The organism is Bradyrhizobium sp. CCGB12 (genome assembly GCF_024199845.1).
Lineage (GTDB): Bacteria > Pseudomonadota > Alphaproteobacteria > Rhizobiales > Xanthobacteraceae > Bradyrhizobium.
This window is the reverse complement of the sequence record NZ_JANADO010000001.1, coordinates 3,244,964-3,268,482: the sequence shown is the minus strand read 5'-3', so window position 1 is coordinate 3,268,482 and position 23,519 is coordinate 3,244,964. Positions and strand designations below refer to the sequence as shown.

Here is a 23,519-nt window from a genome sequence, read left to right as displayed (position 1 = left end):
ATTTGAAATGACCCGCGTTCGTTGTGTCACCGAGATGGGCATGGGCGTCGACGTCCATGGCAGGGATGCCACCAAGGCGGCCAAGCGCGCGGTGTCGGATGCGATCAGGCATTCGAGCCTCGGCTTCTTCCGGATGATCGGCAAGACCGCGAACGATATGTTCGTCGATGTCACGATCGCCGTGCCCAATCCGGAAGCCGTCGACAAGGACGCGGTCGCGAAGGAGCTGCCTTACGGCACGGTCACCGTCAACGTGGTCAAGGGTGGCCTGGAGATTCCCTCGGCCACGGAAGTCGCCAACGACCCCATCCTTATCGCCAATGCTGCCGTCATCGTCAGCTTCGACAAGGACTAGACCGGTGTCCGATAGCGATGTGACTTTGCTGGATCGTCCGATCTGGAGCGCGCTGACGACGAGCCAGAAGTATCTGGCGGAGGGCGGCCCGCAAGCGTTGCGCTATCCCGTGGATATGACGCCCTTTGCGGACATGGTCGACATGTCGGCGGCGAGCTTTGCGGCGCTCGGCGATCTCATGTCGTCCTCGCAGGTCGCCGCGCTGTTCACGCCTGAGCCCGTCGACGTCCCCGCCGGCTTCAAGGTCGTGCTCGCCGACACCGGTGAGCAGATGATCGGCTCGCCCGCCGACAGCCCGCTTCGTGATGCCGAGATCGTTCCCCTGGGGGCTGCCGACGTTCCCGCCATGATGGCACTGACCGCGCTAACGAAGCCCGGTCCATTCGCGCTGCGCACGCATGAGCTCGGCACATTCCTCGGCATTCGCGCCGGCGGCGAACTGGTGGCGATGACCGGCGAGCGCATGAAGCCGGGCAATTTCACCGAGATGACGGCCGTCTGCGTGCATCCTGATCATCGCGGGCGCGGCTATGCGCAGGCGTTGCTCGCGGCGGTCGCGCGTCAGATCGAGGCGCGCGGCGAAATTCCCTTCCTGCACGTATTTTCCCACAACGCGTCCGCTATTGCACTCTATCAGCGGCAGGGTATGCGCGTTCGCCGCCGCCTGCACGTCACCGCGCTGATGAAGCAGGAATAAGCCGCAGCGCGGGCTTCATATCCGGCGAATTCGCGCTATATCCGTCCAAGCCATCATTGGGGAAAACGCATGGACGCCAGGACACCTGATTTTAGGACAGCTGATTTTTCCGCCCTGCGGAAGGCGATGCAGCGCTACGTCGATCAGGAGATCATTCCCGGCGTGTCCTGGGCGGTGCTGCGAGGCCGCGAGGTCGTCGACCAGCAATGCGTGGGCTTTGCCGACCGCGAGGCGAAGGCGGCGCTCCGGCCCGACCACATCTTCCGCGCGTTCTCCAATACCAAGATCTTCGTCACCTGCGCCATCATGCTGCTCGTCGAGGAAGGCCGCATCGGGCTCGACGACGCCGTCGAAAAATGTCTGCCGCAGCTCGGCAATCGCAAGGTGCTGAAACAGGGGGCGACGAGCCTGGCGGACGTTGAGCCCGCAAGAGGCCCGATCACGATCCGTCAGCTTCTGACCCACACATCCGGTCTCAGCTACGGCATCTTCGACCCCGGCACGGTGCTGTTCAAAGGCTACAACGAGGCGCGGATCCTCAATCCGCTGACGCCGCTCGCGGACATGATCGACCAGCTCGCCGGTCTGCCGCTGTCCTATCATCCCGGGAGCGGCTGGGAATATTCGGTGGCGACCGATGTGCTCGGCCGTGTCGTCGAGGTCGTCTCGGGCCAGCCGCTCGACGCCTTCCTCAAGGCGCGCATCTTCGATTCCCTGGGCATGACCGACACCGGCTTTTACGTGCCGGAGGCGCAGCATGGCAGGCTGGTCGCGCTCTACAATGGCGCCGATGTGCTCGATCCCATGAAGCCCGGCCTGACGCGGGCCGACCATTTGCCTTATCCGCAGGCCTATCGGCGGCCGCTGCCGCGGCTGTCCGGCGGCGGCGGTCTGGTCTCGACCTTGCCCGACATGCTGGCGCTCGTGCGGGCGCTGCTGCCCGGCTCGGACGTTCTGCTGAAGCCGGAGACGCTGAGGCAGATGATGACGAACCAGCTGCCCGCTGGCCAGACCATCCGCTTCGCCAATCTCGGGCCGATCCCCGGCAAGGGCTTTGGCCTCGGCGGCGCCGTCACCTTCGCACCGACGCCGTTCGATCCCCCGAACTCGACCGGCGAGTTCCAGTGGGGCGGTCTTGCCGGCACCCATTGGTGGATCTGCCCCGAGGCCAACACCGCTGGGGTGCTGATGACCAAGCGCTACATGGGCTTCTGGAATCCGTTCTTCTTCGAGTTCAAGCGCCTGGCCTATCAGGCGGTCGGAGGCTGATCGCAGATCTCGGAATCGATAGCTTGCCGAACTATCTCGGCCTCGACGGGTTTCGCTTCGGCTGGGTCGCAGCCTGGATCGACGAGCGCGGCGATCACGGTTTCGATTATTCACCGGGCCTGACGCGCCTGCTCGCGATGCCGCACGCGCGCGCGATGATCGACATGCCGATCGGATTGAAACCGAACGGCTATCGCGCGTGCGACCTGCATGCACGTGAGCTCGTCGGCCCCGCCGTGTTTCTCGGCGCGCGCAGGGATCTCTGGACCTTTCCCGACATGGCTGCGGCCAATCGCTGCTACTGGGAGCACGAGGGCAAGGGCAGGGGCGTGTCCGCCCAGCTCTGGAATATCAGGGACAAGATCAGGGACGTCGACGCGATCATGACGCCTGCGCGGCAAGCGATCGTTGGCGAAGCGCACCCGGAATTGATCTTCTGGAATCTCGCCGGCCGGGTCCGGCTTGAACCGAAGTCGTCGCCGCGCGGCCGCGAGCAGCGCATTGCCCTGCTGAAAGACCGCGGCTTCACCAGGATCGAAAGATGGCTGACGTGGCGCCACGGCACTGGCATCGGCCGCGACGATCTCATCGATGCCTGCGCCTGCGCGGTCGCTGCGCGCGACAGCACGCAGCGCGTCGGCGGCGACGAGATCGATCCGCGCGGGCTGAGGATGGAGATCAACTATTGAAGTCGGTCATCCCTTGCGAGCGTTTCCGTCTCCTATATAGCCGCGACGATGGTGACTTTGCTTCAGGCGCACATCAACGCTTGGAAGGCTCAATAGTCCCTGCGCGGGATGATTGAAGGGCGGGAAAAAGTAGCAATAATTTCAAGTGGGCCAGGAACACGGTCCCTTAGCGGACGTTGAGGTCAAAGATTGCTGAGGGACAGAACACCATGAACGATGTCTGCCAGTTGGCCACCGCGATGCTCGCGATTGCCTTTACGGCCGTGCTGGTGATCACGGGCCAACGGTTCATCGAGTATCGACTGCAACATGAAGCATTGACCCCGATCGTGGCGATGGCAACGCTGCCGCGATAAGCGTGGGGTTCGTCGGGACGAATAGTGACTTGCGCCGCATGGCGTCTTGCCTAGATTGAGCACGCCTCAGTCCATGCATCAAAGGTCCCGATGTCCGATCTGTCTGCTTTTCCCATCACCAAACGCTGGCCTGCCAAGCACCCGGAATTGCTTCAGCTCTATTCGTTGCCGACGCCGAACGGCGTCAAGGTCTCGATCATGCTGGAGGAGATCGGACTGCCTTACGAAGTCCATCTCGTCGATTTCGGCAAGGACGACCAGAAGACGACCGAGTTCCTCTCGCTCAATCCGAACGGCAAGATCCCCGCGATCCTCGATCCCAACGGCCCCGGCGGCAAGCCGCTGCCGCTGTTCGAGTCCGGGGCGATCCTGCAGTACCTCGCGGAGAAGACCGGCAAGCTTCTGCCAATGGACGCCGCGCGCCGCTACCAGACCATCCAGTGGGTGCATTTCCAGATGGGCGGCATCGGGCCGATGTTCGGCCAGGTCGGCTTCTTCCACAAATTCGCCGGCAAGGATTTTGAGGACAAGCGGCCGCTGGAGCGCTACGTCAGCGAGTCCAAGCGCCTGCTCGGCGTGATGGAGACGCACCTTTCCGGCCGGCAATGGTTCATGGATGACGACTACACCATCGCCGACATCTCCATGCTCGGCTGGGTGCGCAATCTCATCGGATTCTACGGCGCCGGCGATCTCGTTGCATTCAGCCAATTCAAATCGGTTGGCGCCTGGCTCGAACGCGCTCTGGCGCGTCCGGCGGTGGAGCGCGGGCTGAACATTCCGAAGCGGCCGTGAAGCTAGCTCAGCGCCTTGTAGGTCATGTAGAGCGCCATCATCGCGACGAAGCCGATCATCATCCGGCGCAGCAGCGATTTGCTGACGCCGTTGGCCATGCGTGCGCCGAAATCGGTGCCGACGTATAGACCGGCGAGGATGCCGATGATGGCGGGCCAGCCGACCACGAGGCCCTTGGTCCAGTAGATCCATGCCGGGGGAACGGTGGTCGGTACGACCGAGAAGATGAGGCTGACGAGTTGCGCCTGGTGCTGCGGCACGCGCAGGCCCGCGGCGAGGCCGACCGTTATCGCAAGACCGCCGCCGATGCCCATGAAGCCCGAGGAAAAGCCGGCGAGCGCGCCGACGAAGAGCAGGGGCAGCCAGGGCAGTTCGCGTTGGATCGTGGTCTCGCCGTCTCCGTCGCTGTGCTCACGCCGCAGGACCAGCGCTGCGATAAGCGTGACGAGATACACGACATAAGACCATTGCAGGAACGAGTCCGAGACGGCGGACGCGGCGTAGCCGCCGCTGATACCCCCGATCATGAAACCGATGCCGATCCAGATGATCCACGGCAACGGGCTGCGCTTTCCGCTCTGCCAGTAGCGGCGCACGCCCGCAAGCCCCGTCGGAGGCACCTGCGCGATCAGCGACGTGCCTTGCGCGACGTGCTGCTCGGCGCCGAGCAGCAGCACGGAAAAGATCACGAGGCCGCCACCCGGGCTCACGCCCATGAAGCCGGAGGTCAGCCCTCCGGCAAGGCCGACGCCGATCCCGGCGAGCAGTTCATGGATCCACGACATGGCTCACGCCCTGGTTCGTCGCCCGACGTTGGACCTTGTCGTGCGAAAGCCGTCGATCACGCCGGCGACGGCCGGCATGCAGGCCTCGACGTCAAAATCCTCACCCCAACATTTTTGCAGCACAAAGCCCTGGAAGATCGCGATCAGCACACGTGCGATCGCATCAGCGCCGAGGTCACGCTTGATGAGTCCGTCATGCTGGCCCCGCTCGACCAGCGCCACGATCAGCGCGCGCGGCATGTCGATGCCTTCGACGACGCTGGTGCGGACGCGACGGTTGCGCAGGGCTTCGGCCCAGCCATGGACGCCGACGCGACGCCGGGCTTCGCCTGTGGGATCAGTGAGCCATTGCGCGTAGACGCGGATCAGCGCGTGAAGACCTTCGATCGGATCGCCCGATCCCTGCGCGACCGAGTTGAGCACGGATTCGCGGCGATGCCGGTCGTCGGCGAGCGCCTCGATCAGATCGTCCTTGCTCTGAAAGTAGAGATAGACCGCGCCGTGGCTCAGCCCGGACCGCTTGACGATGTCGGCCATGCCGGTCTGGTGAAAACCGTTTTCGGCAAAGCAGGCGAGGGCGGCCTCGAGAATCTGCTGCCGCCGGCTTTCGCGTTGCTTGTCGCTGATCTTGGGCATCCGGGGCGCTCGTAAATAACTGACAGATTGATCGTTTTATGGCTTGTCAGGATTTGTCTGACTAGAGCCCAGACAGAATAAAAAACGATCGATCAGTCATTTTTATTGGAAAAAGCTCATCCTGGTCAAGTCCGCCGCCGGAAAATTGGAGGATCAAGCCGTCGCGCGGCGATGGTTACAGCGCGGGCCTTGATCGCCTGCCGTTAGAACAGCCGTCCGCCGTTCGGCACGGGCTTGCTCGGCTGTACCAGCACGACCTTGCCCTCGGCGTCGGGGAAACCGAGCGTCAGCACCTCCGAGACAACCGGACCGATCTGGCGCGGCGGGAAATTGACGACGGCGGCGACCTGTTGCCCCACCAGCGTCTCGAGCGGATGGTTTTCGGTGATCTGCACCGAGCTCTTGCGCACGCCGATCGCGGCGCCGAAGTCGATCCACAGCCGCCAGGCCGGCTTGCGCGCCTCCGGGAACGTCTTGGCGTCCACGATGGTGCCGACACGGATATCGACGGCGAGGAAGCTGTTGAAGTCGATTGTCGGCGAGGCGCTGGCCGCGGGATCGTGGGTGACGTGCATGGTCTGTCCGTTCGGAGAGTTGGCGTGGTTCGCGATATTGTCGCGCGAACCGGAGTTTCGTACAACGCCCGGGGACGTAAAACGCCCCGGCGATCACGATACGACGCATGTGCGAGGGACGATTTGCCCAACATCATCTACGGCATCAAGAATTGCGACACCATGAAGAAGGCGCGCGCCTGGCTCGACACCCATGGCATCGCCTATGATTTCCACGACTACAAGACCGCGGGGGTGGAGAAGGACAAGCTCAAGCAGTGGAGCGACAAGGTCGGCTGGGAGACGTTGCTCAATCGCGCCGGCACCACCTTCAAGAAGCTGCCTGACGCCGACAAGGAAGGCTTGAGCGAGAAGAAGGCGCTGACGCTGATGCTAGCGCAACCATCGATGATCAAGCGGCCGGTGCTGGAGGTTGGCGGCAAGCTGCTGGTCGGCTTCAAGCCTGACATCTATGCCAAGGAGGTCGGGGCAAAAGCGCGCTAGTTCAGCTCGATGATTTCGGCGGTGACGCTTGGGCCGGACTGGTCGGCGAGTTCGACCACGTCGGCAGCAGCGATGCGGCCAGGCGCGCGATGAAACAGGTCGCGGTCGATCACGGCGCGCTGCCTCGGACGCGGCGGCGCGTCATTTCCGCGCATCAGATTCTTGATCTCGAAGCCGCCGTCCTCGCAGAAGGTCTTCACCGACGCGATGACGTGGCTGACCTTGTCGTCGGTCAGGAACGGCAGCAGCAGCCGCTCATAGGCGACGATGCGTCCGTAGATGTCGTCGACGTCGGCAACGCTGTAAACCGGAAGCCCGCGCGCGACGCATTCATGATAGATGGGCATCACGAAAGGCGCGAGCCGCGGTCCGACATAGTCGTGCAGCAGGATGCCCTTGCCGGTGTGCCCATAGGCGCGCGAGATGCGCGTGCCTTCGCTCTGGATGGTCAGGTCCGGCGTCGGCCCAGAACCGTCCACCGTGTAATAGATGAGATCGGACAGCTCTTCCTCGAGCCGCGCAGGCTGGTACTCCCAGATCGCCGGTGCGACCTGCCGGCGCGCATAAAGTCGCAGCCACGTATTCAGGAGATCACGCTGCCTGATCGACTTGACGACGGAGGGTGCGGCGCTCGCGAAATCCAAAACAATATTCCCGGCATGTGAAAACCCGCACATGATCTTCGCCGCGGGAAAATTTTCTATGAAGGCTGGCGCGCGCGACCAAAGACCGTTAACGACGACTTGATGACCGGTGCTTTTGCGAACCGGGAGGCCGGGCAGGCACGACGTCAAAACATCTCCGACTAAGGGAGCATTCGTATCCCAGCCGGAGGCCTGATCTGCTCAGCTTTCCGCCTTGCCTAACCCCCGTCACCTCCGGCATATTCCGCGCCCGGAGGCGGCGTTCCGGATGGGCTCCAAGGCCCTCCGGAAAGCCGAAGTAAACAAGGACAGCCACGCGCGGCCAGCGCGTCGTGCGGGCAGGGGGAAATCTGTTTGGCCGATGAGTTCATTCTCGAAACGGAAGGCTTGACCAAGGAGTTCGCGGGCTTCTTCGCCGTCCGCGACGTTGCGCTCAAGGTTCGCCGTGGGAGCATTCATGCGTTGATCGGCCCGAACGGGGCCGGCAAGACGACCTGCTTCAATCTTTTGACCAAGTTCCTCAAACCGTCCGCCGGAAAGATCCTGTACAAGGGGCAGGACATCACTGCGATGGCGCCGGCCGACGTGGCCCGCATGGGTCTCGTTCGTTCATTCCAGATTTCAGCGGTGTTTCCCCACCTCACCGCGCTGGAAAACGTCCGCGTCGCACTTCAGCGCCAGCACGGCTCTTCGTTCGACTTCTGGCGTTCCAAATCCGTGCTCAACCGCTTCAACGATCGCGCGCGCGAGTTGTTGAACGATGTCGGCCTCAGCGAGTTTGCTAACACGCCCGCGGTCGAGATGCCTTACGGGCGCAAGCGCGCACTGGAGATCGCAACCACGCTCGCGCTCGACCCTGAGATGATGCTGCTGGACGAGCCGATGGCCGGCATGGGTCACGAGGACATCGACAAGATCGCGGCGCTGATCAAGCGCATCTCCGCGAAATATACCATCCTGATGGTCGAGCATAATTTGAGCGTCGTGGCCAATCTCTCCGACATCATCACCGTGCTGACGCGCGGGCAGGTGCTCGCGCAAGGGCATTACTCCGAGCTCACCAAGGACGAGCGCGTCAAGGAAGCCTATCTGGGAGCCGGTCATGCCTGACACTGCGATCGCCGAGGCTCCGGCAAAGGCTGCGACCGGCGGAAACATCCTTCAAGTCCGCAACCTGGAAGCCTGGTACGGCGAGTCTCACATCCTGCACGGGATCAACTTCGACGTGAATGCGGGCGAGGTCGTCACCCTGCTCGGGCGCAACGGCGCCGGCAAGACGACCACGCTGAAGTCGATCATGGGCATCATCGGCAAGCGCTCGGGTTCGGTGAAGTTCAACAACCAGGACATCATCCGCGCGACCTCCGACAAGATCGCGCGCATGGGCATTGCGTTCTGCCCGGAGGAGCGGGGGATATTCTCCAGCCTCGACGTGCGGGAGAATTTGCTGCTGCCTCCGGTCGTACGTGCAGGCGGACTGCCGCTCGATCAGATCTTCGACCTGTTTCCGAACCTGAAGGAACGGCTCAACAGCCAAGGCACAAAGCTGTCGGGCGGCGAGCAGCAGATGCTGGCGATCGCGCGCATCCTGCGCACCGGCGCGAGCTTCCTGATGCTGGACGAGCCGACCGAGGGCCTTGCGCCTGTCATCATCCAGCAGATCGGCCACACCATTGCGCGGCTCAAGAAGGAAGGCTTCACGATCCTCCTGGTCGAGCAGAACTTCCGCTTCGCATCGACCGTGGCCGACCGATATTACGTGGTCGAGCACGGCAAGATCATTGACGGGTTTTCCAACGCCGAGCTTGCCGCCAACATGGACAAGCTCCACACCTATCTCGGCGTCTAGAACTGCCAACGAGAAAATTCAAAAAGGAAAGTTGCATGAACACCAGGTCGATTGCGTCATTGCTGCTGACGACCGCGCTTACCTTCGCCGCAGCAGGCGTTGCGTCCGCGCAGGACAAGACCGTCAAGATCGGCGCGCTGTCCGATCAGTCCGGGCTCTATGCCGACCTCGGCGGACCGGGCTCTACTCTCGCCGCGCAGATGGCCGTTGAGGATTCCGGCCTTGCCGCGAAGGGCTGGAAGATCGACATCATCTCGGGCGATCACCAGAACAAGCCCGACATCGGCACCGCGATCGCGCGGCAGTGGTTCGACGTCGACAAGGTCGACGTCATCGTCGACGTGCCGAACTCGGGCGTCGCGCTCGCCGTCAACAACGTCGTCAAGGAAAAGAACGGCGTCTACATCAACTCCGGTGCGGCGACCTCGGACCTCACCAACGCGCAGTGCTCGCCCAACACGGTGCACTGGACCTATGACACTTACATGCTGGCCCACACCACCGGTCAGGCGCTGGTGAAGGCCGGTGGCGACACCTGGTTCTTCCTGACCGCGGACTACGCCTTCGGCGCGGCGCTCGAGCGCGACACCACGGCGGTCATCACCGCCAACGGCGGCAAGGTGGTCGGCGGCGTCAAGCATCCGCTGAACACGCCGGACTTCTCCTCGTTCCTGCTTCAGGCGCAGGCTTCCAAGGCCAAGATCATCGGCCTTGCCAATGCCGGCGGCGACACCACCAACACCATCAAGCAGGCGGCCGAGTTCGGCATCGTCAAGGGCGGCCAGAAGCTGGCGGCGCTGCTGCTGTTCCTCACCGACGTCAAGGCGATCGGCCTGGAGACGGCGCAGGGCCTCAACTTCACCGAGACCTTCTACTGGGACATGAACGACCAGACCCGGGCGTTCTCCAAGCGCTTCGCCGCGAAGATGAAGAACAATGCACCGCCGACCATGGTGCAGGCCGGCGTCTATGCGGGCGTGCGTCACTATCTCAAGGCGCTGGAAGCGCTTGGCGGCAACTCGCATGACGGCGTCAAGGTCGTCGAGAAGATGAAGTCGATGCCGACCGAGGACGATCTGTTCGGCAAGGGCGAGATCCAGCCCAACGGGCGCACCATCCACAACGCCTATCTGTTCGAGGTGAAGAAGCCTTCGGAATCCAAGGGGCCGTGGGACTTCTACAAGCTGGTCGGCACGGTGCCGGGTGACCAGGCCTTCACGCCGCTGTCCGAGAGCAAGTGCGCGCTCTTGAAGAAGTAAGATGACGGCCCGCAGGCCTTCAGGCCTGCGGGCGACTTTCAGGGAACGCCGAAGGGACCGGGTGCGGGATCGATGCAGGCTCTTTACGCTCAGCTACTGGTGGGACTGATCAACGGCTCGTTCTACGCGCTGCTCAGTCTTGGGCTTGCCGTGATCTTCGGCATGCTCAACATCATCAATTTCGCCCATGGCGCGCTCTACATGATGGGCGCCTTCGTCGCCTATTTCCTCCTCAACCTCGGCGGCATCAACTACTGGTGGGCGTTGCTGCTGGCGCCGATCATCGTCGGCATCTTCGGCATGATCCTGGAGCGGACCATGCTGCAATGGCTGACCGGGCTCGACCATCTTTACGGCCTGCTCCTGACCTTCGGCATCGCGTTAATCGTGCAGGGCCTGTTCCAGAACTATTTCGGCTCCTCCGGCCTGCCTTACGCCATTCCGGACCAGCTCAGGGGCGGCATGAATCTCGGCTTCATGTTCCTGCCGATCTATCGCGGCTGGGTCGTCGTGTTCTCGCTGGTGGTGTGCTTTGCGACCTGGTTCCTGATCGAGAAGACGCAGCTCGGCGCTTACCTGCGCGCCGCCACTGAAAACCCGACGCTGGTGCGCGCCTTCGGTATCAACGTGCCGCGCATGATCACGCTGACCTATGGTCTCGGTGTCGGCCTTGCCGCGCTCGCAGGCGTGCTCTCGGCGCCGATCAACCAGGTGCGGCCGCTGATGGGCGCCGATCTCATCATCGTGGTGTTCGCGGTGGTCGTGATCGGCGGCATGGGATCGATCATGGGCTCCATCATCACCGGCTTTGCGCTTGGCGTGATCGAGGGCCTGACCAAGTATTTCTACCCCGAGGCCTCCAACACCGTCGTGTTCGTGCTGATGGTGCTGGTACTCCTGGTGAAGCCAACGGGATTGACGGGAAGGGCGGCCTGACTATGACAACCCTGACAGACGACACGCTGTCGGCAAACCCGCGCGCGATGCGCGACGAGATGATCGTCTTCGTGGTGATGGCACTGCTGCTGGCGGCGGTGCCATTCACGGGCGTCTATCCGTTCTTCGTGATGCAGGCGTTGTGCTTTGCGCTGCTTGCCTGCGCGTTCAATCTGCTGGTCGGCTATGGCGGGCTGCTGTCGTTCGGCCACGCGATGTTCCTGGGAACCGCAGGCTATTGCAGCGCGCATGCGCTGAAGGTCTGGGCGCTGCCGCCCGAGCTCGGCATCCTCGTCGGCATCGCCGCGGCGTTCGTCCTGTCGATCATCACCGGCTACATCTCGATCCGCCGCCAGGGCATCTACTTCTCGATGATCACGCTGGCGCTGTCGCAGCTGTTGTACTTCATCTATCTCCAGGCGCCGTTCACCCATGGCGAGGACGGCATCCAGGGCATCCCGCAGGGGCGCATGTTCGGCGTGTTCGATCTCTCCAAGCCGACGGTGCTATATTACGTCGTGCTGGTCGGCTTCCTCGCTGGCTTCCTGCTGATCTTCCGCATCATCAACTCGCCGTTCGGCGAGGTGCTGAAGTCGATCCGCGAGAACGAGCAGCGCGCGATTTCGCTCGGGTACCGCACCGACCAGTACAAGTTCCTGGCCTTCGTCCTGTCAGGCACGCTGGCCGGGTTCGCCGGATCGCTGAAGGTGTTTGTGGCGCAGAATGCCTCTCTTACCGACGTCCATTGGACGATGTCGGGCGAGGTCGTGCTGATGACGCTGGTCGGCGGTCTCGGCACCGTCTTCGGCCCCGTGGTCGGCGCCTTCGTGATCATCGCCATGCAGCAATATCTGGCGGGTTTCGGCCAGTGGGTGACGGTGATCCAGGGCTCGATCTTCGTGATCTGCGTGCTCACCTTCCGCCGCGGCGTCATCGGCGAAATCGCCCATTACTTCCGCCGGTCGCTCTAAATTATTGATATCGCACCAATTTCGTTGGTGCGATAATCCGGTGGATGACCCGGCTCCGTGGGCGTGAGGTGACACGCGCGCGGATCGAAAATGGTCTATGACAGTTTTATGACGGCCCTGACAGGGCCGGGCCATTTCCAACCGGTAGCCTATCCCCATGATGCGATGGTTTCGTGCTTTCCTGCCCAAGGAAGAACGGTTCTTCGACCTTTTCGACCGTCACGCTCAGACCGTGATCCAGGGTTCGATCGCGCTCCAGGGTATGCTGAACGGGGGCGAGGAGACGCCGGTTTATTGCCAGCGCGTCAACCAGTTCGAGAACGACGCCGATAACATCACCCGTGAGGTGCTGACGGCGGTGCGCCGCACCTTCATCACCCCATTCGACCGCGGCGACATCAAGAACCTGATCACCTCGATGGACGATGCCATCGACCAGATGCAGCAGACCGCCAAGGCGGTGATGCTGTTCGAAGTTCGTGCCTTCGAGCCACCGATGCGCGAGATCGGCGGGCTCCTGATCGAATGCGCCAATCTGGTCGGCCGCGCGCTGCCGCTGATGCAGTCGATCGGCCCGAACGTCGCCATGCTGACCGCGATCACGGAGGAGCTGGGTAAGCTGGAGGGCCGCGTGGACGACCTTCATGACATCGGGCTGAAGGAGCTTTTCCTCAAGCATCGCGACGGCAATGCGATGGACTTCGTCGTCGGCGCAGAGATCTACGACCATTTGGAGAAGGTCGCCGATCGCTTCGACGACGTCGCCAACGAGATCAACAGCATCGTGATCGAGCAAGTTTAGGGCAGGGCCGTCGTGGATGCTGCGTTGGGTTTTCCCATCCTGGTCGGCTTGATCGCCGTCGCACTGCTGTTCGATTTCCTGAACGGCCTGCATGACGCCGCCAATTCGATCGCGACCATCGTCTCGACCCGCGTGCTGCGGCCGCAATTCGCGGTGTTCTGGGCCGCGTTCTTCAATTTCATTGCCTTCATGGTGTTCGGGCTGCATGTCGCCCAGACCATCGGCACCGGCATCATCGATCCCGCGGTGGTCGATGCCCAGGTCATCTTCGCGGCTCTCGTCGGCGCGATCGTCTGGAACCTCGTGACCTGGGGGCTCGGCATTCCCTCTTCGTCGTCGCACGCGTTGATCGGCGGTCTCGTCGGCGGCGGCATGGCCAAGGCAGGGATCTCGGCGGCTGTGTGGAGCGGCCTGTCCAAGACGGTGCTGGCCATCGTGCTGTCCCCGCTGGTCGGCTTCCTGCTCGCGATGATGCTGGTGGCCATCGTGTCCTGGGCCTCTGTGCGCTCGACCCCGTTCGCGGTCGATCGCGCCTTCCGCATCCTGCAATTCGCCTCGGCCTCGCTCTATTCGCTCGGTCACGGCGGCAACGACGCCCAGAAGACCATGGGCATCATCGCGGTGCTGCTCTATTCGCAGGGCCATCTCGGCGGCGAATTCTCCGTGCCGTTCTGGGTGGTGCTGTCCTGCCAGGCGGCGATGGCGCTGGGCACGCTGATGGGCGGCTGGCGGATCGTCCGCACCATGGGCCTGCGCATCACCAAATTGACGCCCATGCAGGGCTTCTGCGCCGAGACCGGGGGCGCTGCGACCCTGTTCATGGCGACGTTCCTCGGCGTTCCCGTCTCGACGACACACACCATCACCGGTGCCATCGTCGGCGTCGGCGCCGCCCGCCGTGTTTCGGCGGTGCGCTGGAACGTCGCGAGCTCGATCGTCTATGCCTGGGTGATCACGATCCCGGCCTCCGCCATCGTCGCCGCGCTGACCTGGTGGGCGGTCCAGATCATCAAGTAACGAACTTCAGCCCGGCAATCCCCGCGACGATCAGGGCGATGCTGGCGAGGCGGAACGCGGTGGCCGGCTCGCCGAACAGGATGATGCCGAGCGTTGCGGTGCCGACCGCGCCGATCCCGGTCCAGACCGCATAGGCGGTTCCGACGGGCAGCGATTTGAGCGCGAGTCCGAGCAGGATGACGCTGCCGGCCATGGCCACGAGCGTGATGACGGACGGAACCAGCCTGGTAAAACCCTCGGTGTATTTCAGGCCGATAGCCCAGGTGATCTCGAGAAGACCGGCGACGAACAAAATGCTCCAGGCCATGACGACCCTCCGTACCAAGGCAGGGTCGTCCCCGCGGCTGAGGTGCTGAGAAACGGGAAGGTCGTCCTTCCCCCCAAGGCCAGTATGGCCAAGGCCGATATGGGACTGGCCGGAAGGCTCCGCAATCACCAAATGAGGCTTGATCAGGCCCATTTTCCCTGCCAAACGCTCCCGCCATGTCCGACATCGCCACCACCACAGCCGAATCGCCGGCCCGTTCCCCGCTTGCCGCTGAAGTGTCGCGGCGACGGACCTTTGCGATCATCTCCCACCCCGACGCCGGCAAGACCACGCTGACGGAGAAGCTGCTGCTGTTCGGCGGCGCCATCAACCTGGCTGGGCAGGTCAAGGCCAAGGGCGAGCGGCGCAACACGCGCTCGGACTGGATGAAGATCGAGCGCGAGCGCGGCATCTCGGTCGTGACCTCGGTGATGACCTTCGAGTTCGAGGGCCTCGTCTTCAACCTCTTGGACACGCCGGGCCACGAGGACTTTTCGGAAGACACCTACCGCACGCTCACGGCGGTCGATTCCGCCGTCATGGTGATCGACGCTGCCAAGGGCATCGAGGCGCGCACCCGGAAGCTGTTCGAGGTGTGCCGCCTGCGCGACATCCCGATCATCACCTTCATCAACAAGATGGACCGCGAGAGCCGCGACGTCTTCGAGCTGCTCGACGAGATCGAGAAGACGCTGGCGCTCGACACCACGCCGATGACCTGGCCGGTCGGCCGCGGCCGCGACTTCCTCGGCACCTATGACGTCGTCAATGGCGGCGTGCGCCTGCTCGAAGGCGGCGGCGCCAAGACCGGCGCGGCGCAGCAGATCGAGATCGCGGAGCTTGCCAAGCTCAACGGCAATCTCGACGTCTCCGCAGTGAAGGACGAGCTCGAGCTTGTCACCGAGGCCTCAAAGCCGTTCGAGCTCGAAGCGTTCCGCGAGGGCCATCTGACGCCGGTCTATTTCGGCAGCGCGCTGCGCAATTTCGGCGTCGGCGATCTCCTCGAAGGCCTCGGCAAGTTCGCGCCCGAGCCGCGCGCGCAGGACAGCGACCAGCGCAAGGTCGAGGCGACCGATCCGCGCATGAGCGCCTTCGTGTTCAAGATCCAGGCCAACATGGATCCGAACCATCGCGACCGCATCGCCTTCGCGCGGCTCTGCTCGGGCAAGCTCAGCCGCGGCATGAAGGCGAAGCTGGTGCGCACCGGCAAGAGCATGCCGCTGTCGAGCCCGCAATTCTTCTTCGCGCAGGACCGGTCGGTTGCGGACGAGGCCTTTGCCGGCGATGTCGTCGGCATTCCCAATCACGGCACGCTGCGCATCGGCGACACGCTGACCGAGGGCGAGGATTTCAACTTCGTCGGCGTGCCGAGCTTTGCGCCGGAGATCGTCCGCCGCGTGCGTCTCACCGACGCGATGAAGGCGAAGAAGCTGAAGGAAGCGCTTCAGCAGATGTCGGAAGAGGGCGTGGTGCAAGTGTTCCGCCCGCGCGACGGCGCGCCTGCGCTGGTCGGCGTGGTCGGTGCGCTCCAGCTCGACGTGCTCAAGGCGCGGCTGGAGGCGGAATATTCGCTGCCGGTCGAGTTCGAGGTCAGCGAGTTCCAGCTCGCGCGCTGGGTCTCCTCGGAGGACCGCAAGAAGCTCGATACCTTCATCGCGGCCAACACGTCGAGCATCGCCGACGATGTCGACGGCGATCCCGTGTATCTGGCGCGGAACGAGTTCTATCTCGGCTATACCAGGGAACGCGCCGAGGGCATCGAGTTCACCAACGTCAAGGACGTCAAGAAGAAGGGGTAGGGTGCTCGTCGCGCTCACCGCTGTGCGCCCGCACCCCCGCTGTCATGTCCCGGCTTGCCGCCTTCGCTAAAGCTTCGGCGGCCGAGCACCCTTGGGGCCCCGGCGTAGCCTTGGCGGAGACGGGACCGGGGCATCCAGTACGCCGCGGCCCATCGACTTGATCACAAACGTCTCTGGAATACTGGGTCGCCCCGCCAAGCCGGGCGACGACAGTGTGCACTGAACGCGAGCATGTGAACAGCCGCGGGCTTGACGCGTTCATTGACGATGCCACGTCTTTCCAAACATCATCGCGAGCTCAAGGCATGTGGCGCGGCATCCTCATCTTTCTCCTGATGGCGGCACCGGTCGCCGCCGACGAGCGACCCCGGCAGATCAATCCGATCCCGTTCTCGCACGAGCCGTGCAGCGTGCTCGACGGCAGGCCCTGCACGCCGTCTTATTGCAGCCCGCTCGAGCCCGGCCCCTGCATTCCCGAGATGGACTATCCCTATGGCCAGAACCTCCAGCTCACGATCGAAAGCATGCCTGCGGAGGCCGACCGCGCCAAATACCGGAAGCCGGACCACGACCTCGATACGATCGGCGATCTCTTTGCAGAGTTGCGCAGTTGCTGGTCGCCGCCATCGACCAATGCGCGCGAGGGCATGCAGATGTCGGTGCGCTTCAGCTTCAACAAGACGGGTGGCCTGATCGGCCCGCCGCGCCTCACATACGCGACCGCTGGCGTGCCGGCCGGCACCCGCACGACCTATCTCGACGCCATCAACGCATCGCTGAACGCGTGCCTGCCGCTGAAGTTCACCAGCGGCCTTGGCGGTGCGCTGGCGGGCAGGCCGATCGCGATCCGCTATGTAGATAATCGCGGGCTTGCGAAGTAGCGCATCAGTTGCGAGCAGCTGCCAATCGATGATACCTCAGAGACGGGGGCTGCTTGAGGGGAGGATGATGTGGGTCTGCTTGTCATGATCCTGGGGCTGGTGGTGTTTTTCGCGGCCCATATTTTCACTACGAAACGCAAGGCGCGCGCGCAGGCGATCGCAAGGCTGGGCGAGGGAACCTACAAGATCCTCTATTCGCTTGTTTCGCTCGCGGGCCTTGCGCTGATCATCTGGGGCTATGCTCATTACCGCAGCTCCGGCTGGATCGACGTCTGGTATCCGCCGAAGGCGCTCAAGCACATCACGCTCGCCTTGATGCTGCCCGCCGTCATCCTGGTGGTGGCCTCGTATTTGCGCGGCCGCATCTATGCGACACTGAAGCATCCGATGCTGGCCGGCATCAAGCTGTGGGCGGCCGCGCATCTGCTCGCCAATGGCGACCTTGGTTCGATCATCCTGTTCGGCTCGTTCCTGGGTTGGGCCGTGTATGACCGCATTTCGCTGAAGCACCGTACCGATTCCGGCGGCCCGCCTATACCGGTGGGCGGCGTCACCAACGATTTGATCGCAGTCGCGGTTGGCGTCGTTGCCTATCTGGCGCTGGCCTTCGCGTTCCATCCGGTCGTGATCGGTGTGCCCGTGATAGGCGTCTAGCCGGTCAGCACAAGACGCGACCCGGATGTCCATGCGCGCAAGGTAACAAGAGCAACAAGCCGAGGGCCCTTCGATGGATTGGTCGCAATCTCAGATCCCGCCGATGCGGTTCGAGGCGCGCTTTGACGATCGGGTGGTGCCGGCATTTTCGGATCGGCCAGCGAGCTTGTGGGCGATGATCGCGGAAGCGCGCGGCCGCAACGCCGATGGCGAAGCGCTGATCGCAGGCGATGTCCGGCTGAGCTGGCGGCTAGCGGTAGAGCAGGCCGCGCGGATTGCGGCGGGATTTCGCAAGCTCGGCCTGCAACGCGGCGACCGCGTCGCCATCCTGCTCGGCAACCGCATCGAATTTCCGCTGCTGCTGTTCGCCGCCGCGCATGAGGGGCTGGTCACGGTCTTGCTCGGTACGCGCCAGCAAAAGCCGGAGATCGCCTATGTGCTCAACGATTGCGGCGCCAGGATCCTGATCCACGAGGCAGCGCTCGCCGAGCGGCTGCCCGATGCGAAAGATGTGCCCGATGTGATCCATCGCATTGCCATCGACGACGATCCGGCACGGTCGGGTTTTTCCGTGCTCGCCGACAACGCGCCGGCCTCCGCGCCGGTCGAGGTGAGTGAGGAGGACACCGCGATGATCCTCTACACCTCGGGCACGACAGGCAAGCCGAAAGGCGCAATGCTGGCCCATTGCAACATCATCCATTCCTCGATGGTGTTCGTGTCCTGTCTGCAATTGACGGCGGCGGATCGGTCGATCGCCGCGGTGCCGCTCGGCCATGTCACCGGTGTCGTCGCCAACATCACGACCATGATCCGCAGCAGTGGTGCGCTGATCATCATGCCGGAGTTCAAGGCCGCCGATTACCTCAAGCTCGCCGCGCGCGAGCGCGTCACCTACACGGTGATGGTGCCGGCGATGTACAATCTCTGCCTGCTCCAGCCCGATTTCGACGGCCATGATCTGTCGAACTGGCGCATTGGCGGCTTCGGCGGCGCCCCGATGCCGGTCGCCACCATCGAGAAGCTCAAGATCAAGATCCCCGGTCTGAAGCTGATGAACTGCTACGGCGCGACCGAGACGACGTCGCCTTCGACGATCATGCCGGGCGAGCTGACGGAGAGCCATATCGACAGCGTCGGCCTGCCGTGCCCGGGCGCGCGCATCGTCGCGATGGGGACAGATGGGCGCGAGCTGCCCCATGGCGAGATCGGCGAGCTCTGGATCCAGAGCGCCTCCGTCATCAAGGGCTACTGGAACAACCCGAGGGCCACCGCCGAAAGCTTCACCAGTGGATTTTGGCACTCCGGCGACCTCGGCTCCGTTGATGCCGATGGCTTCGTCCGCGTGTTCGACCGGCAGAAGGACATGATCAACCGCGGCGGCCTGAAGATCTATTCGGCCGAGGTCGAATCCGTGCTGGCCGGCCACCCCGCCGTGGTCGAAAGTGCGATCATCGCCAAGGCGTGCCCGGTGCTGGGCGAGCGCGTCCACGCCGTGGTGGTGACGCGGAGCCCGGTCGCCGGCGAGGCCTTGCGTGCCTGGTGCGCTGAGCGGCTGTCCGACTACAAGGTCCCCGAAACCATGGCGATCACCTCCGAGCCGCTGCCGCGCAACGCCAATGGCAAGGTGCTGAAGCGGCAGCTGCGGGAGCTCCTGGGGACCTGAGCCGGCCAGTCCTCCGGGCTCTCCCGGGTGGTTAACGCCTTGATCGGGCTCGCTTTGCCTTGCCACCGCCATATCATTAGGGTACCTCGCCGCCACGTGGGGACGGGATTCCTGACGCGAACGCTTTGGCGCGCGCACCCGGACGGGTATGGGATTAGCATAAGTGTCTGATTTATTTGACGAAGTCGACGAGGAAGTACGTCGCGCACAGCTCAAGAAGCTGTGGGACAAGTATTCGATCTACTTCATCGCCCTGATGGTGCTGATCGTGGCCGGCGTCGCCGGTTGGCGCGGCTACCAATATCTTGAAACCAAGAAGGCCGCCGAGGCCGGCGCGGCCTTCGACAAGGCCGTCGAGCTCTCCGAGCAGGACAAGCACGCGGACGCCGAGAAGGCCTTCACCGAGCTCGCCGCCAAGGCTCCGTCCGGCTATCGCACCCTGGCGCGGCTGCGCGCTGCGGCCGAGGCCGCCAGCCGCGATCCCAAGGCCGCCGCGAAGATGTATGACGACATTGCCGCCGACCGCAGCGTTGGTGGCGAGTGGCAGGATCTGGCCAAGCTCCGGGCCGCCGGCCTGCTGCTCGACACCGCCAGTTACGCCGACATGCAGCAGCGGCTGGACGCCTCGGCCGCGCCGAAATCGACCTTCCGCCACAGCGCCCGCGAGATGCTGGCGTTGTCGGCCTGGCGCAACAACGACATGACCGCAGCCCGCAAATGGCTCGACGCGATTGCCGAGGACGGCGAAACGCCGCCCGGCCTGCGCTCGCGCGCCGAAGCGCTCCAGGCTCTGCTGCCACCCGTCGCCAAAAGCTGACGGCTCTCTGACGTAAACGAGACACCAAGATGCGCCGCACGCCACGCTTGATCGCAGCCGTCGTCCTGATCGTCTTCACGGGCGTTCTGGGCGGCTGCTCCAGCTTCGATCCAAGCGACTTGCTCGACTTCCTCGACACCAAGAAGAAGCTGCCAGGCGACCGCAAGCCGGTGTTTCCGGAGGGCGTGCCGGGCCTCGAGCAGGGTGTGCCGAGGGACCTGTACAAGGGCGCGCAGCAGCAGCCCGATCCGAACGCGCCCGCAGTCGCGGCTCTCCCCGCAGAGCCGCCGCCCGAACCGGCCAAGCCAGCGAAGGGGGCCAAGGCGACGAAGTCCAGGCAACCAGCCGCCACGGCGGCCGCGCCGGCTGCCGGCGAGGTTGACGGGGAAGTCCAGCCGGAGGCCGCGCCGCCCACGGCCGCTCCGCCGCCCAAGCACAAGATTGTCCGCAAGCGCACCACCGCGCCGCCGCCGGATCAGCCGGTTCAGCAGCAGGCGCAACCGACCCAGACCACGCAGCAGCAATCGCAGGGCGCTTTCCCCGCGCCGCTGCCGAGCGGCAGCTTCTCGCGCTGATACCCTTCATTGCATTGACAGGCGCAGCCCCGGCAGCGCACGAATGACCGATGTCCTTCACGATCGCCATCATCGGCCGGCCCAATGTCGGCAAATCGACGCTGTTCAACCGCCTGGTCGGACAGAAGCTCGCGCTCGTCGATGATTTGCCGGGTGTCACCCGCGACCGCCGCGAAGGTGAGGCAAGGCTCGGCGATCTCCAGTTCACCATCATCGATACCGCTGGGCTCGACGAGGGCGCCAAGGACTCGCTGACCGCGCGCATGCAGGAGCAGACGGAGACCGCGATCGCGCAGGCCGACGCGCTGTTCTTCGTCATCGACGCCCGCATCGGCCTCACGCCCACCGATCGCGCCTTCGCCGATTTCGCCCGCAAGGCCAACAAGCCGGTGCTGCTGGTCGCCAACAAGAGCGAGGGCAAGCATGGCGATGCGGGCGCGATGGAAGCCTTTGCGCTCGGCCTCGGCGATCCCATCCAGATCTCGGCTGAGCATGGCGAGGGCATGGGCGAGCTTTACGACGAGCTCGCAAAGCTCATGCCGGAGCCTGTCGACGACGATGAGGCCGAGGACGACGAGCCGATCTCCGAGGAAGAGGCCGCGACGCGTCCGATCCGGGTCGCCATCGTCGGCCGGCCCAATGCCGGCAAGTCGACGCTGATCAACCATCTGCTCGGCGAGGAGCGCCTGCTGACGAGCCCCGAGGCCGGCACCACGCGCGATTCCATCGCGGTCGAGATCAACTGGAAGGGCCGCGATTTTCGCGTGTTCGACACCGCAGGTCTGCGCCGGCGCTCGCGCATCGAGGAGAAGCTGGAGAAGCTCTCGGTCGCTGATGCTTTGCGCGCGGTGCGCTTTGCCGAAGTCGTCGTGCTGATGATGGACACGCAGAACCGTTTTGAGGAGCAGGATCTTCGTATTGCGGATCTGATCGAGCGTGAGGGTCGCGCGGTCGTGCTTGCCGTCAACAAATGGGACCTGATGGAGACCAAGGGCGGCGGCGCCATCTCGGGTCTGCGCCGTGACGCCGACCATTGGCTACCGCAGGTCAAGGGCGTGCCTGTTGTCGCCGTGTCGGGACTGATGGGCGAGGGCATCGACCGCCTGATGCAGGCAATCCAGGACGCCTATGCGATCTGGAACCGGCGCGTGCCGACCGCCGCGCTCAATCGCTGGTTCGAGCAGGCGATCCAGGCCAATCCGCCGCCGGCTGTATCCGGCCGCAGGCTGAAGCTGAACTACATCACCCAGACGAAAGCGCGCCCGCCGAGCTTCGTGCTGTTCTGTTCGCGCGCCGACGCGGTGCCGCAGTCCTATTTGCGCTATTTGACCAACTCCATGCGCGAGACCTTCGAGCTGCCGGGCACGCCGGTGCGCATCACCCTGCGCGAGAAGGCCAATCCCTTCGCGCACAAACGCAAGCGGCCATCGTGAGCAACGATGCCGGCGAGGCGATGGCGCAGAGCGCAGCGCCGGTCCGGCGCGGTGCGGTCGCCTTCATCTTCGTCACCATCCTGCTCGACATGCTCGCGCTCGGCGTGATCATGCCGATCCTGCCGAAGCTCATCGAAAGCTTCGTCGATAATGACACCGCGCACGCGGCCCGCATCTTCGGCCTGTTCGGCACGGCCTGGGCGCTGATGCAGTTCGTGTTCTCGCCGGTGCTCGGCGCGCTGTCGGATCGCTTCGGGCGCCGGCCGGTGGTGCTGCTGTCGAATTTCGGGCTCGCGGCTGACTACGTGTTGATGGCGCTGGCGCCGTCGCTGGTCTGGCTGTTCATCGGCCGCGTGATCTCCGGCATCACCTCGGCCAGCATCTCGACCGCATTCGCCTATATCTCGGATATCACGCCGCCGGAGCGGCGCGCGGCGATCTTCGGCAGGATTGGTGCTGCCTTCGGCGCCGGCTTTATCTTGGGGCCGGCGCTCGGTGGCCTGCTCGGCGACGTCGATCCGCGCCTGCCGTTCTGGGCCTCGGCGGCCTTGAGCCTCGCCAACGCGCTCTATGGGCTGTTCGTGCTGCCGGAGTCGCTCGCGCCTGACAAGCGAGCGCCGTTCCACTGGAGGAGCGCCAATCCGATCGGCGCGCTGCACTTGCTGCGGTCAAACGCGGTGCTTGCCGCGATGTCCGTCGTCAATTTCATCGCGCAGGTCGCGCATGTCGTGCTGCCCTCGACCTTCGTGCTCTATGCGACCTATCGCTATGGATGGGATTCCAAGACGGTCGGACTGACGCTCGCGATGGTCGGCATCTGCGCCATGGTGGTGCAGGGCCTCGCCATCGGCCCGATCGTGCGCGTGCTCGGCGAGCGGAACGCGCTGGTGCTGGGCCTGTGCTGCGGCGCGCTCGGATTCGTGATCTTCGGCGCGGCGCCAACCGGACCGCTGTTCTGGATCGGCATTCCCGTGATGTCGCTGTGGGGCATCTCGGGCGCTGCCATGCAATCGCTGATGACGCGGCTGGTCGCGCCCGATCAGCAGGGCCAGTTGCAAGGCGCGACCGCGAGCGTGCAGAGCGTGTCGCAGCTCGTCGGCCCGTTCCTGTTCACGCTGACGTTTTCCTATTTCATCGGCGCCAGCGCGCCGCTGCATCTGCCTGGTGCCCCGTTCCTGCTCGCGGCTGTGTTGATGGTGGTGTGCGTTGCGATCGCGGCGCGGTCGCTGGGTGCGACGAAGACGGTCTCGTAGCGTGGGCAAAGCGACT

At 64.1% G+C, this 23,519-nt stretch carries 27 protein-coding genes; 22 read left to right on the top strand and 5 right to left on the bottom strand.

Annotation, left to right across the window (positions count from 1 at the left end):
• Nucleotides 1-7: 7 nt before the first annotated feature.
• From NLM27_RS15770 to NLM27_RS15745, 6 genes are all read left to right on the top strand, one after another.
• Nucleotides 8-355: a Lin0512 family protein gene (locus NLM27_RS15770; protein ID WP_254144176.1), complete on the top strand. Its 348-nt coding sequence runs from the start codon at nucleotides 8-10 to the stop codon at nucleotides 353-355.
• A gap of 4 nt (nucleotides 356-359) precedes the next feature.
• A complete protein-coding gene (locus NLM27_RS15765; RefSeq protein ID WP_254144175.1) occupies nucleotides 360-1,052 on the top strand; it encodes a GNAT family N-acetyltransferase in 693 nt (230 codons plus the stop codon).
• Between the two features lie 69 nt (nucleotides 1,053-1,121).
• Complete coding sequence (locus NLM27_RS15760; RefSeq protein WP_254144174.1) at nucleotides 1,122-2,321, top strand: serine hydrolase; 1,200 nt, start codon at nucleotides 1,122-1,124, stop codon at nucleotides 2,319-2,321.
• Nucleotides 2,322-2,344: 23 nt separating this feature from the next.
• Nucleotides 2,345-3,010 carry a DUF429 domain-containing protein gene (locus NLM27_RS15755; protein WP_254144173.1) on the top strand — a complete coding sequence of 222 codons (666 nt, stop codon included), beginning with the start codon at nucleotides 2,345-2,347 and terminating at the stop codon, nucleotides 3,008-3,010.
• 209 nt (nucleotides 3,011-3,219) lie between these two features.
• Entirely contained in the window at nucleotides 3,220-3,366 is a 147-nt protein-coding gene (locus tag NLM27_RS15750) for a hypothetical protein (protein WP_254144172.1), read from the top strand.
• Between the two features lie 90 nt (nucleotides 3,367-3,456).
• Nucleotides 3,457-4,161 (top strand): glutathione S-transferase family protein, encoded by a 705-nt coding sequence (locus NLM27_RS15745; RefSeq protein ID WP_254144171.1) that lies wholly within the window; start codon nucleotides 3,457-3,459, stop codon nucleotides 4,159-4,161.
• A gap of 2 nt (nucleotides 4,162-4,163) precedes the next feature.
• Here NLM27_RS15745 and NLM27_RS15740 read toward each other — a convergent pair whose 3' ends face one another.
• The 3 genes from NLM27_RS15740 to NLM27_RS15730 all read right to left on the bottom strand — a co-directional run bounded on the left by NLM27_RS15740 (nucleotide 4,164) and on the right by NLM27_RS15730 (nucleotide 6,157).
• A complete protein-coding gene (locus tag NLM27_RS15740; RefSeq protein WP_254144170.1) occupies nucleotides 4,164-4,946 on the bottom strand; it encodes a sulfite exporter TauE/SafE family protein in 783 nt (260 codons plus the stop codon).
• A gap of 3 nt (nucleotides 4,947-4,949) precedes the next feature.
• Nucleotides 4,950-5,582 carry a TetR/AcrR family transcriptional regulator gene (locus NLM27_RS15735; protein WP_254144169.1) on the bottom strand — a complete coding sequence of 211 codons (633 nt, stop codon included), beginning with the start codon at nucleotides 5,580-5,582 and terminating at the stop codon, nucleotides 4,950-4,952.
• A 203-nt stretch (nucleotides 5,583-5,785) separates the two neighbouring features.
• Entirely contained in the window at nucleotides 5,786-6,157 is a 372-nt protein-coding gene (locus tag NLM27_RS15730) for a tRNA-binding protein (RefSeq protein WP_254144168.1), read from the bottom strand.
• 123 nt (nucleotides 6,158-6,280) lie between these two features.
• Here NLM27_RS15730 and NLM27_RS15725 point away from each other — a divergent pair, with 123 nt between their 5' ends.
• Entirely contained in the window at nucleotides 6,281-6,640 is a 360-nt protein-coding gene (locus tag NLM27_RS15725) for an ArsC family reductase (protein ID WP_254144167.1), read from the top strand.
• Here NLM27_RS15725 and NLM27_RS15720 read toward each other — a convergent pair.
• Nucleotides 6,637-7,317 carry a hypothetical protein gene (locus tag NLM27_RS15720; protein WP_254144166.1) on the bottom strand — a complete coding sequence of 227 codons (681 nt, stop codon included), beginning with the start codon at nucleotides 7,315-7,317 and terminating at the stop codon, nucleotides 6,637-6,639. The two genes, NLM27_RS15725 and NLM27_RS15720, sit on opposite strands and share 4 nt — an antisense overlap.
• 321 nt (nucleotides 7,318-7,638) lie before the next feature.
• Here NLM27_RS15720 and NLM27_RS15715 point away from each other — a divergent pair, with 321 nt between their 5' ends.
• From NLM27_RS15715 to NLM27_RS15685, 7 genes are all read left to right on the top strand, one after another.
• Nucleotides 7,639-8,394, top strand: a complete 756-nt coding sequence (locus NLM27_RS15715) for an ABC transporter ATP-binding protein (protein ID WP_008551999.1) — start codon at nucleotides 7,639-7,641, stop codon at nucleotides 8,392-8,394.
• Entirely contained in the window at nucleotides 8,387-9,133 is a 747-nt protein-coding gene (locus tag NLM27_RS15710) for an ABC transporter ATP-binding protein (protein ID WP_254144165.1), read from the top strand. Before NLM27_RS15715 ends, NLM27_RS15710 begins: the two co-directional genes overlap by 8 nt.
• A gap of 35 nt (nucleotides 9,134-9,168) precedes the next feature.
• On the top strand, nucleotides 9,169-10,392 hold the full coding sequence (locus tag NLM27_RS15705; protein ID WP_254144164.1) for an ABC transporter substrate-binding protein: 1,224 nt from the start codon (nucleotides 9,169-9,171) through the stop codon (nucleotides 10,390-10,392).
• Nucleotides 10,393-10,464: 72 nt separating this feature from the next.
• A complete protein-coding gene (locus tag NLM27_RS15700) occupies nucleotides 10,465-11,328 on the top strand; it encodes a branched-chain amino acid ABC transporter permease (RefSeq protein WP_254144163.1) in 864 nt (287 codons plus the stop codon).
• A gap of 2 nt (nucleotides 11,329-11,330) precedes the next feature.
• Nucleotides 11,331-12,299 carry a branched-chain amino acid ABC transporter permease gene (locus tag NLM27_RS15695; protein ID WP_254144162.1) on the top strand — a complete coding sequence of 323 codons (969 nt, stop codon included), beginning with the start codon at nucleotides 11,331-11,333 and terminating at the stop codon, nucleotides 12,297-12,299.
• A gap of 157 nt (nucleotides 12,300-12,456) precedes the next feature.
• Nucleotides 12,457-13,101, top strand: a complete 645-nt coding sequence (locus tag NLM27_RS15690; protein ID WP_254144161.1) for a DUF47 domain-containing protein — start codon at nucleotides 12,457-12,459, stop codon at nucleotides 13,099-13,101.
• 12 nt (nucleotides 13,102-13,113) lie between these two features.
• Nucleotides 13,114-14,118: an inorganic phosphate transporter gene (locus tag NLM27_RS15685; RefSeq protein WP_254144160.1), complete on the top strand. Its 1,005-nt coding sequence runs from the start codon at nucleotides 13,114-13,116 to the stop codon at nucleotides 14,116-14,118.
• Here NLM27_RS15685 and sugE read toward each other — a convergent pair.
• Nucleotides 14,111-14,425, bottom strand: coding sequence for a quaternary ammonium compound efflux SMR transporter SugE (sugE, locus tag NLM27_RS15680; RefSeq protein WP_254144159.1), 315 nt, complete (start codon nucleotides 14,423-14,425; stop codon nucleotides 14,111-14,113). The genes NLM27_RS15685 and sugE overlap by 8 nt on opposite strands.
• Nucleotides 14,426-14,601: 176 nt before the next feature.
• Here sugE and NLM27_RS15675 point away from each other — a divergent pair, with 176 nt between their 5' ends.
• The 8 genes from NLM27_RS15675 to NLM27_RS15640 all read left to right on the top strand — a co-directional run bounded on the left by NLM27_RS15675 (nucleotide 14,602) and on the right by NLM27_RS15640 (nucleotide 23,503).
• Nucleotides 14,602-16,224 carry a peptide chain release factor 3 gene (locus NLM27_RS15675; RefSeq protein ID WP_254144158.1) on the top strand — a complete coding sequence of 541 codons (1,623 nt, stop codon included), beginning with the start codon at nucleotides 14,602-14,604 and terminating at the stop codon, nucleotides 16,222-16,224.
• 305 nt (nucleotides 16,225-16,529) lie between these two features.
• Entirely contained in the window at nucleotides 16,530-17,105 is a 576-nt protein-coding gene (locus NLM27_RS15670; protein ID WP_254144157.1) for a hypothetical protein, read from the top strand.
• A 69-nt stretch (nucleotides 17,106-17,174) separates the two neighbouring features.
• The gene (locus NLM27_RS15665; RefSeq protein WP_254144156.1) at nucleotides 17,175-17,759 is read left to right on the top strand and encodes an NnrU family protein; all 585 of its coding nucleotides are present in this window, start codon (nucleotides 17,175-17,177) and stop codon (nucleotides 17,757-17,759) included.
• A 73-nt stretch (nucleotides 17,760-17,832) separates the two neighbouring features.
• Nucleotides 17,833-19,425, top strand: a complete 1,593-nt coding sequence (locus tag NLM27_RS15660; protein WP_254144155.1) for a class I adenylate-forming enzyme family protein — start codon at nucleotides 17,833-17,835, stop codon at nucleotides 19,423-19,425.
• A 163-nt stretch (nucleotides 19,426-19,588) separates the two neighbouring features.
• Nucleotides 19,589-20,242, top strand: a complete 654-nt coding sequence (locus tag NLM27_RS15655) for a tetratricopeptide repeat protein (RefSeq protein ID WP_254144154.1) — start codon at nucleotides 19,589-19,591, stop codon at nucleotides 20,240-20,242.
• Between the two features lie 29 nt (nucleotides 20,243-20,271).
• A complete protein-coding gene (locus NLM27_RS15650; protein ID WP_254144153.1) occupies nucleotides 20,272-20,817 on the top strand; it encodes a hypothetical protein in 546 nt (181 codons plus the stop codon).
• A gap of 50 nt (nucleotides 20,818-20,867) precedes the next feature.
• On the top strand, nucleotides 20,868-22,250 hold the full coding sequence (gene der / locus NLM27_RS15645; RefSeq protein WP_254144152.1) for a ribosome biogenesis GTPase Der: 1,383 nt from the start codon (nucleotides 20,868-20,870) through the stop codon (nucleotides 22,248-22,250).
• Complete coding sequence (locus NLM27_RS15640; protein ID WP_254144151.1) at nucleotides 22,247-23,503, top strand: TCR/Tet family MFS transporter; 1,257 nt, start codon at nucleotides 22,247-22,249, stop codon at nucleotides 23,501-23,503. Before der ends, NLM27_RS15640 begins: the two co-directional genes overlap by 4 nt.
• Nucleotides 23,504-23,519 lie beyond the last annotated feature (16 nt).

Coding starts and splice junctions, on each gene's coding strand:
- NLM27_RS15735 (WP_254144169.1), bottom strand. CDS start 5,582: ATGCCCAAGATCAGCGACAAGCAACGCGAAAGCCGGCGGCAGCAGATT.
- NLM27_RS15705 (WP_254144164.1), top strand. CDS start 9,169: ATGAACACCAGGTCGATTGCGTCATTGCTGCTGACGACCGCGCTTACC.
- NLM27_RS15695 (WP_254144162.1), top strand. CDS start 11,331: ATGACAACCCTGACAGACGACACGCTGTCGGCAAACCCGCGCGCGATG.
- NLM27_RS15750 (WP_254144172.1), top strand. CDS start 3,220: ATGAACGATGTCTGCCAGTTGGCCACCGCGATGCTCGCGATTGCCTTT.
- NLM27_RS15675 (WP_254144158.1), top strand. CDS start 14,602: ATGTCCGACATCGCCACCACCACAGCCGAATCGCCGGCCCGTTCCCCG.
- NLM27_RS15690 (WP_254144161.1), top strand. CDS start 12,457: ATGATGCGATGGTTTCGTGCTTTCCTGCCCAAGGAAGAACGGTTCTTC.
- NLM27_RS15720 (WP_254144166.1), bottom strand. CDS start 7,317: ATGTGCGGGTTTTCACATGCCGGGAATATTGTTTTGGATTTCGCGAGC.
- sugE (WP_254144159.1), bottom strand. CDS start 14,425: ATGGCCTGGAGCATTTTGTTCGTCGCCGGTCTTCTCGAGATCACCTGG.
- NLM27_RS15745 (WP_254144171.1), top strand. CDS start 3,457: ATGTCCGATCTGTCTGCTTTTCCCATCACCAAACGCTGGCCTGCCAAG.
- NLM27_RS15670 (WP_254144157.1), top strand. CDS start 16,530: ATGTGGCGCGGCATCCTCATCTTTCTCCTGATGGCGGCACCGGTCGCC.
- NLM27_RS15770 (WP_254144176.1), top strand. CDS start 8: ATGACCCGCGTTCGTTGTGTCACCGAGATGGGCATGGGCGTCGACGTC.
- NLM27_RS15650 (WP_254144153.1), top strand. CDS start 20,272: ATGCGCCGCACGCCACGCTTGATCGCAGCCGTCGTCCTGATCGTCTTC.
- NLM27_RS15660 (WP_254144155.1), top strand. CDS start 17,833: ATGGATTGGTCGCAATCTCAGATCCCGCCGATGCGGTTCGAGGCGCGC.
- NLM27_RS15730 (WP_254144168.1), bottom strand. CDS start 6,157: ATGCACGTCACCCACGATCCCGCGGCCAGCGCCTCGCCGACAATCGAC.
- der (WP_254144152.1), top strand. CDS start 20,868: ATGTCCTTCACGATCGCCATCATCGGCCGGCCCAATGTCGGCAAATCG.
- NLM27_RS15700 (WP_254144163.1), top strand. CDS start 10,465: ATGCAGGCTCTTTACGCTCAGCTACTGGTGGGACTGATCAACGGCTCG.
- NLM27_RS15740 (WP_254144170.1), bottom strand. CDS start 4,946: ATGTCGTGGATCCATGAACTGCTCGCCGGGATCGGCGTCGGCCTTGCC.
- NLM27_RS15710 (WP_254144165.1), top strand. CDS start 8,387: ATGCCTGACACTGCGATCGCCGAGGCTCCGGCAAAGGCTGCGACCGGC.
- NLM27_RS15760 (WP_254144174.1), top strand. CDS start 1,122: ATGGACGCCAGGACACCTGATTTTAGGACAGCTGATTTTTCCGCCCTG.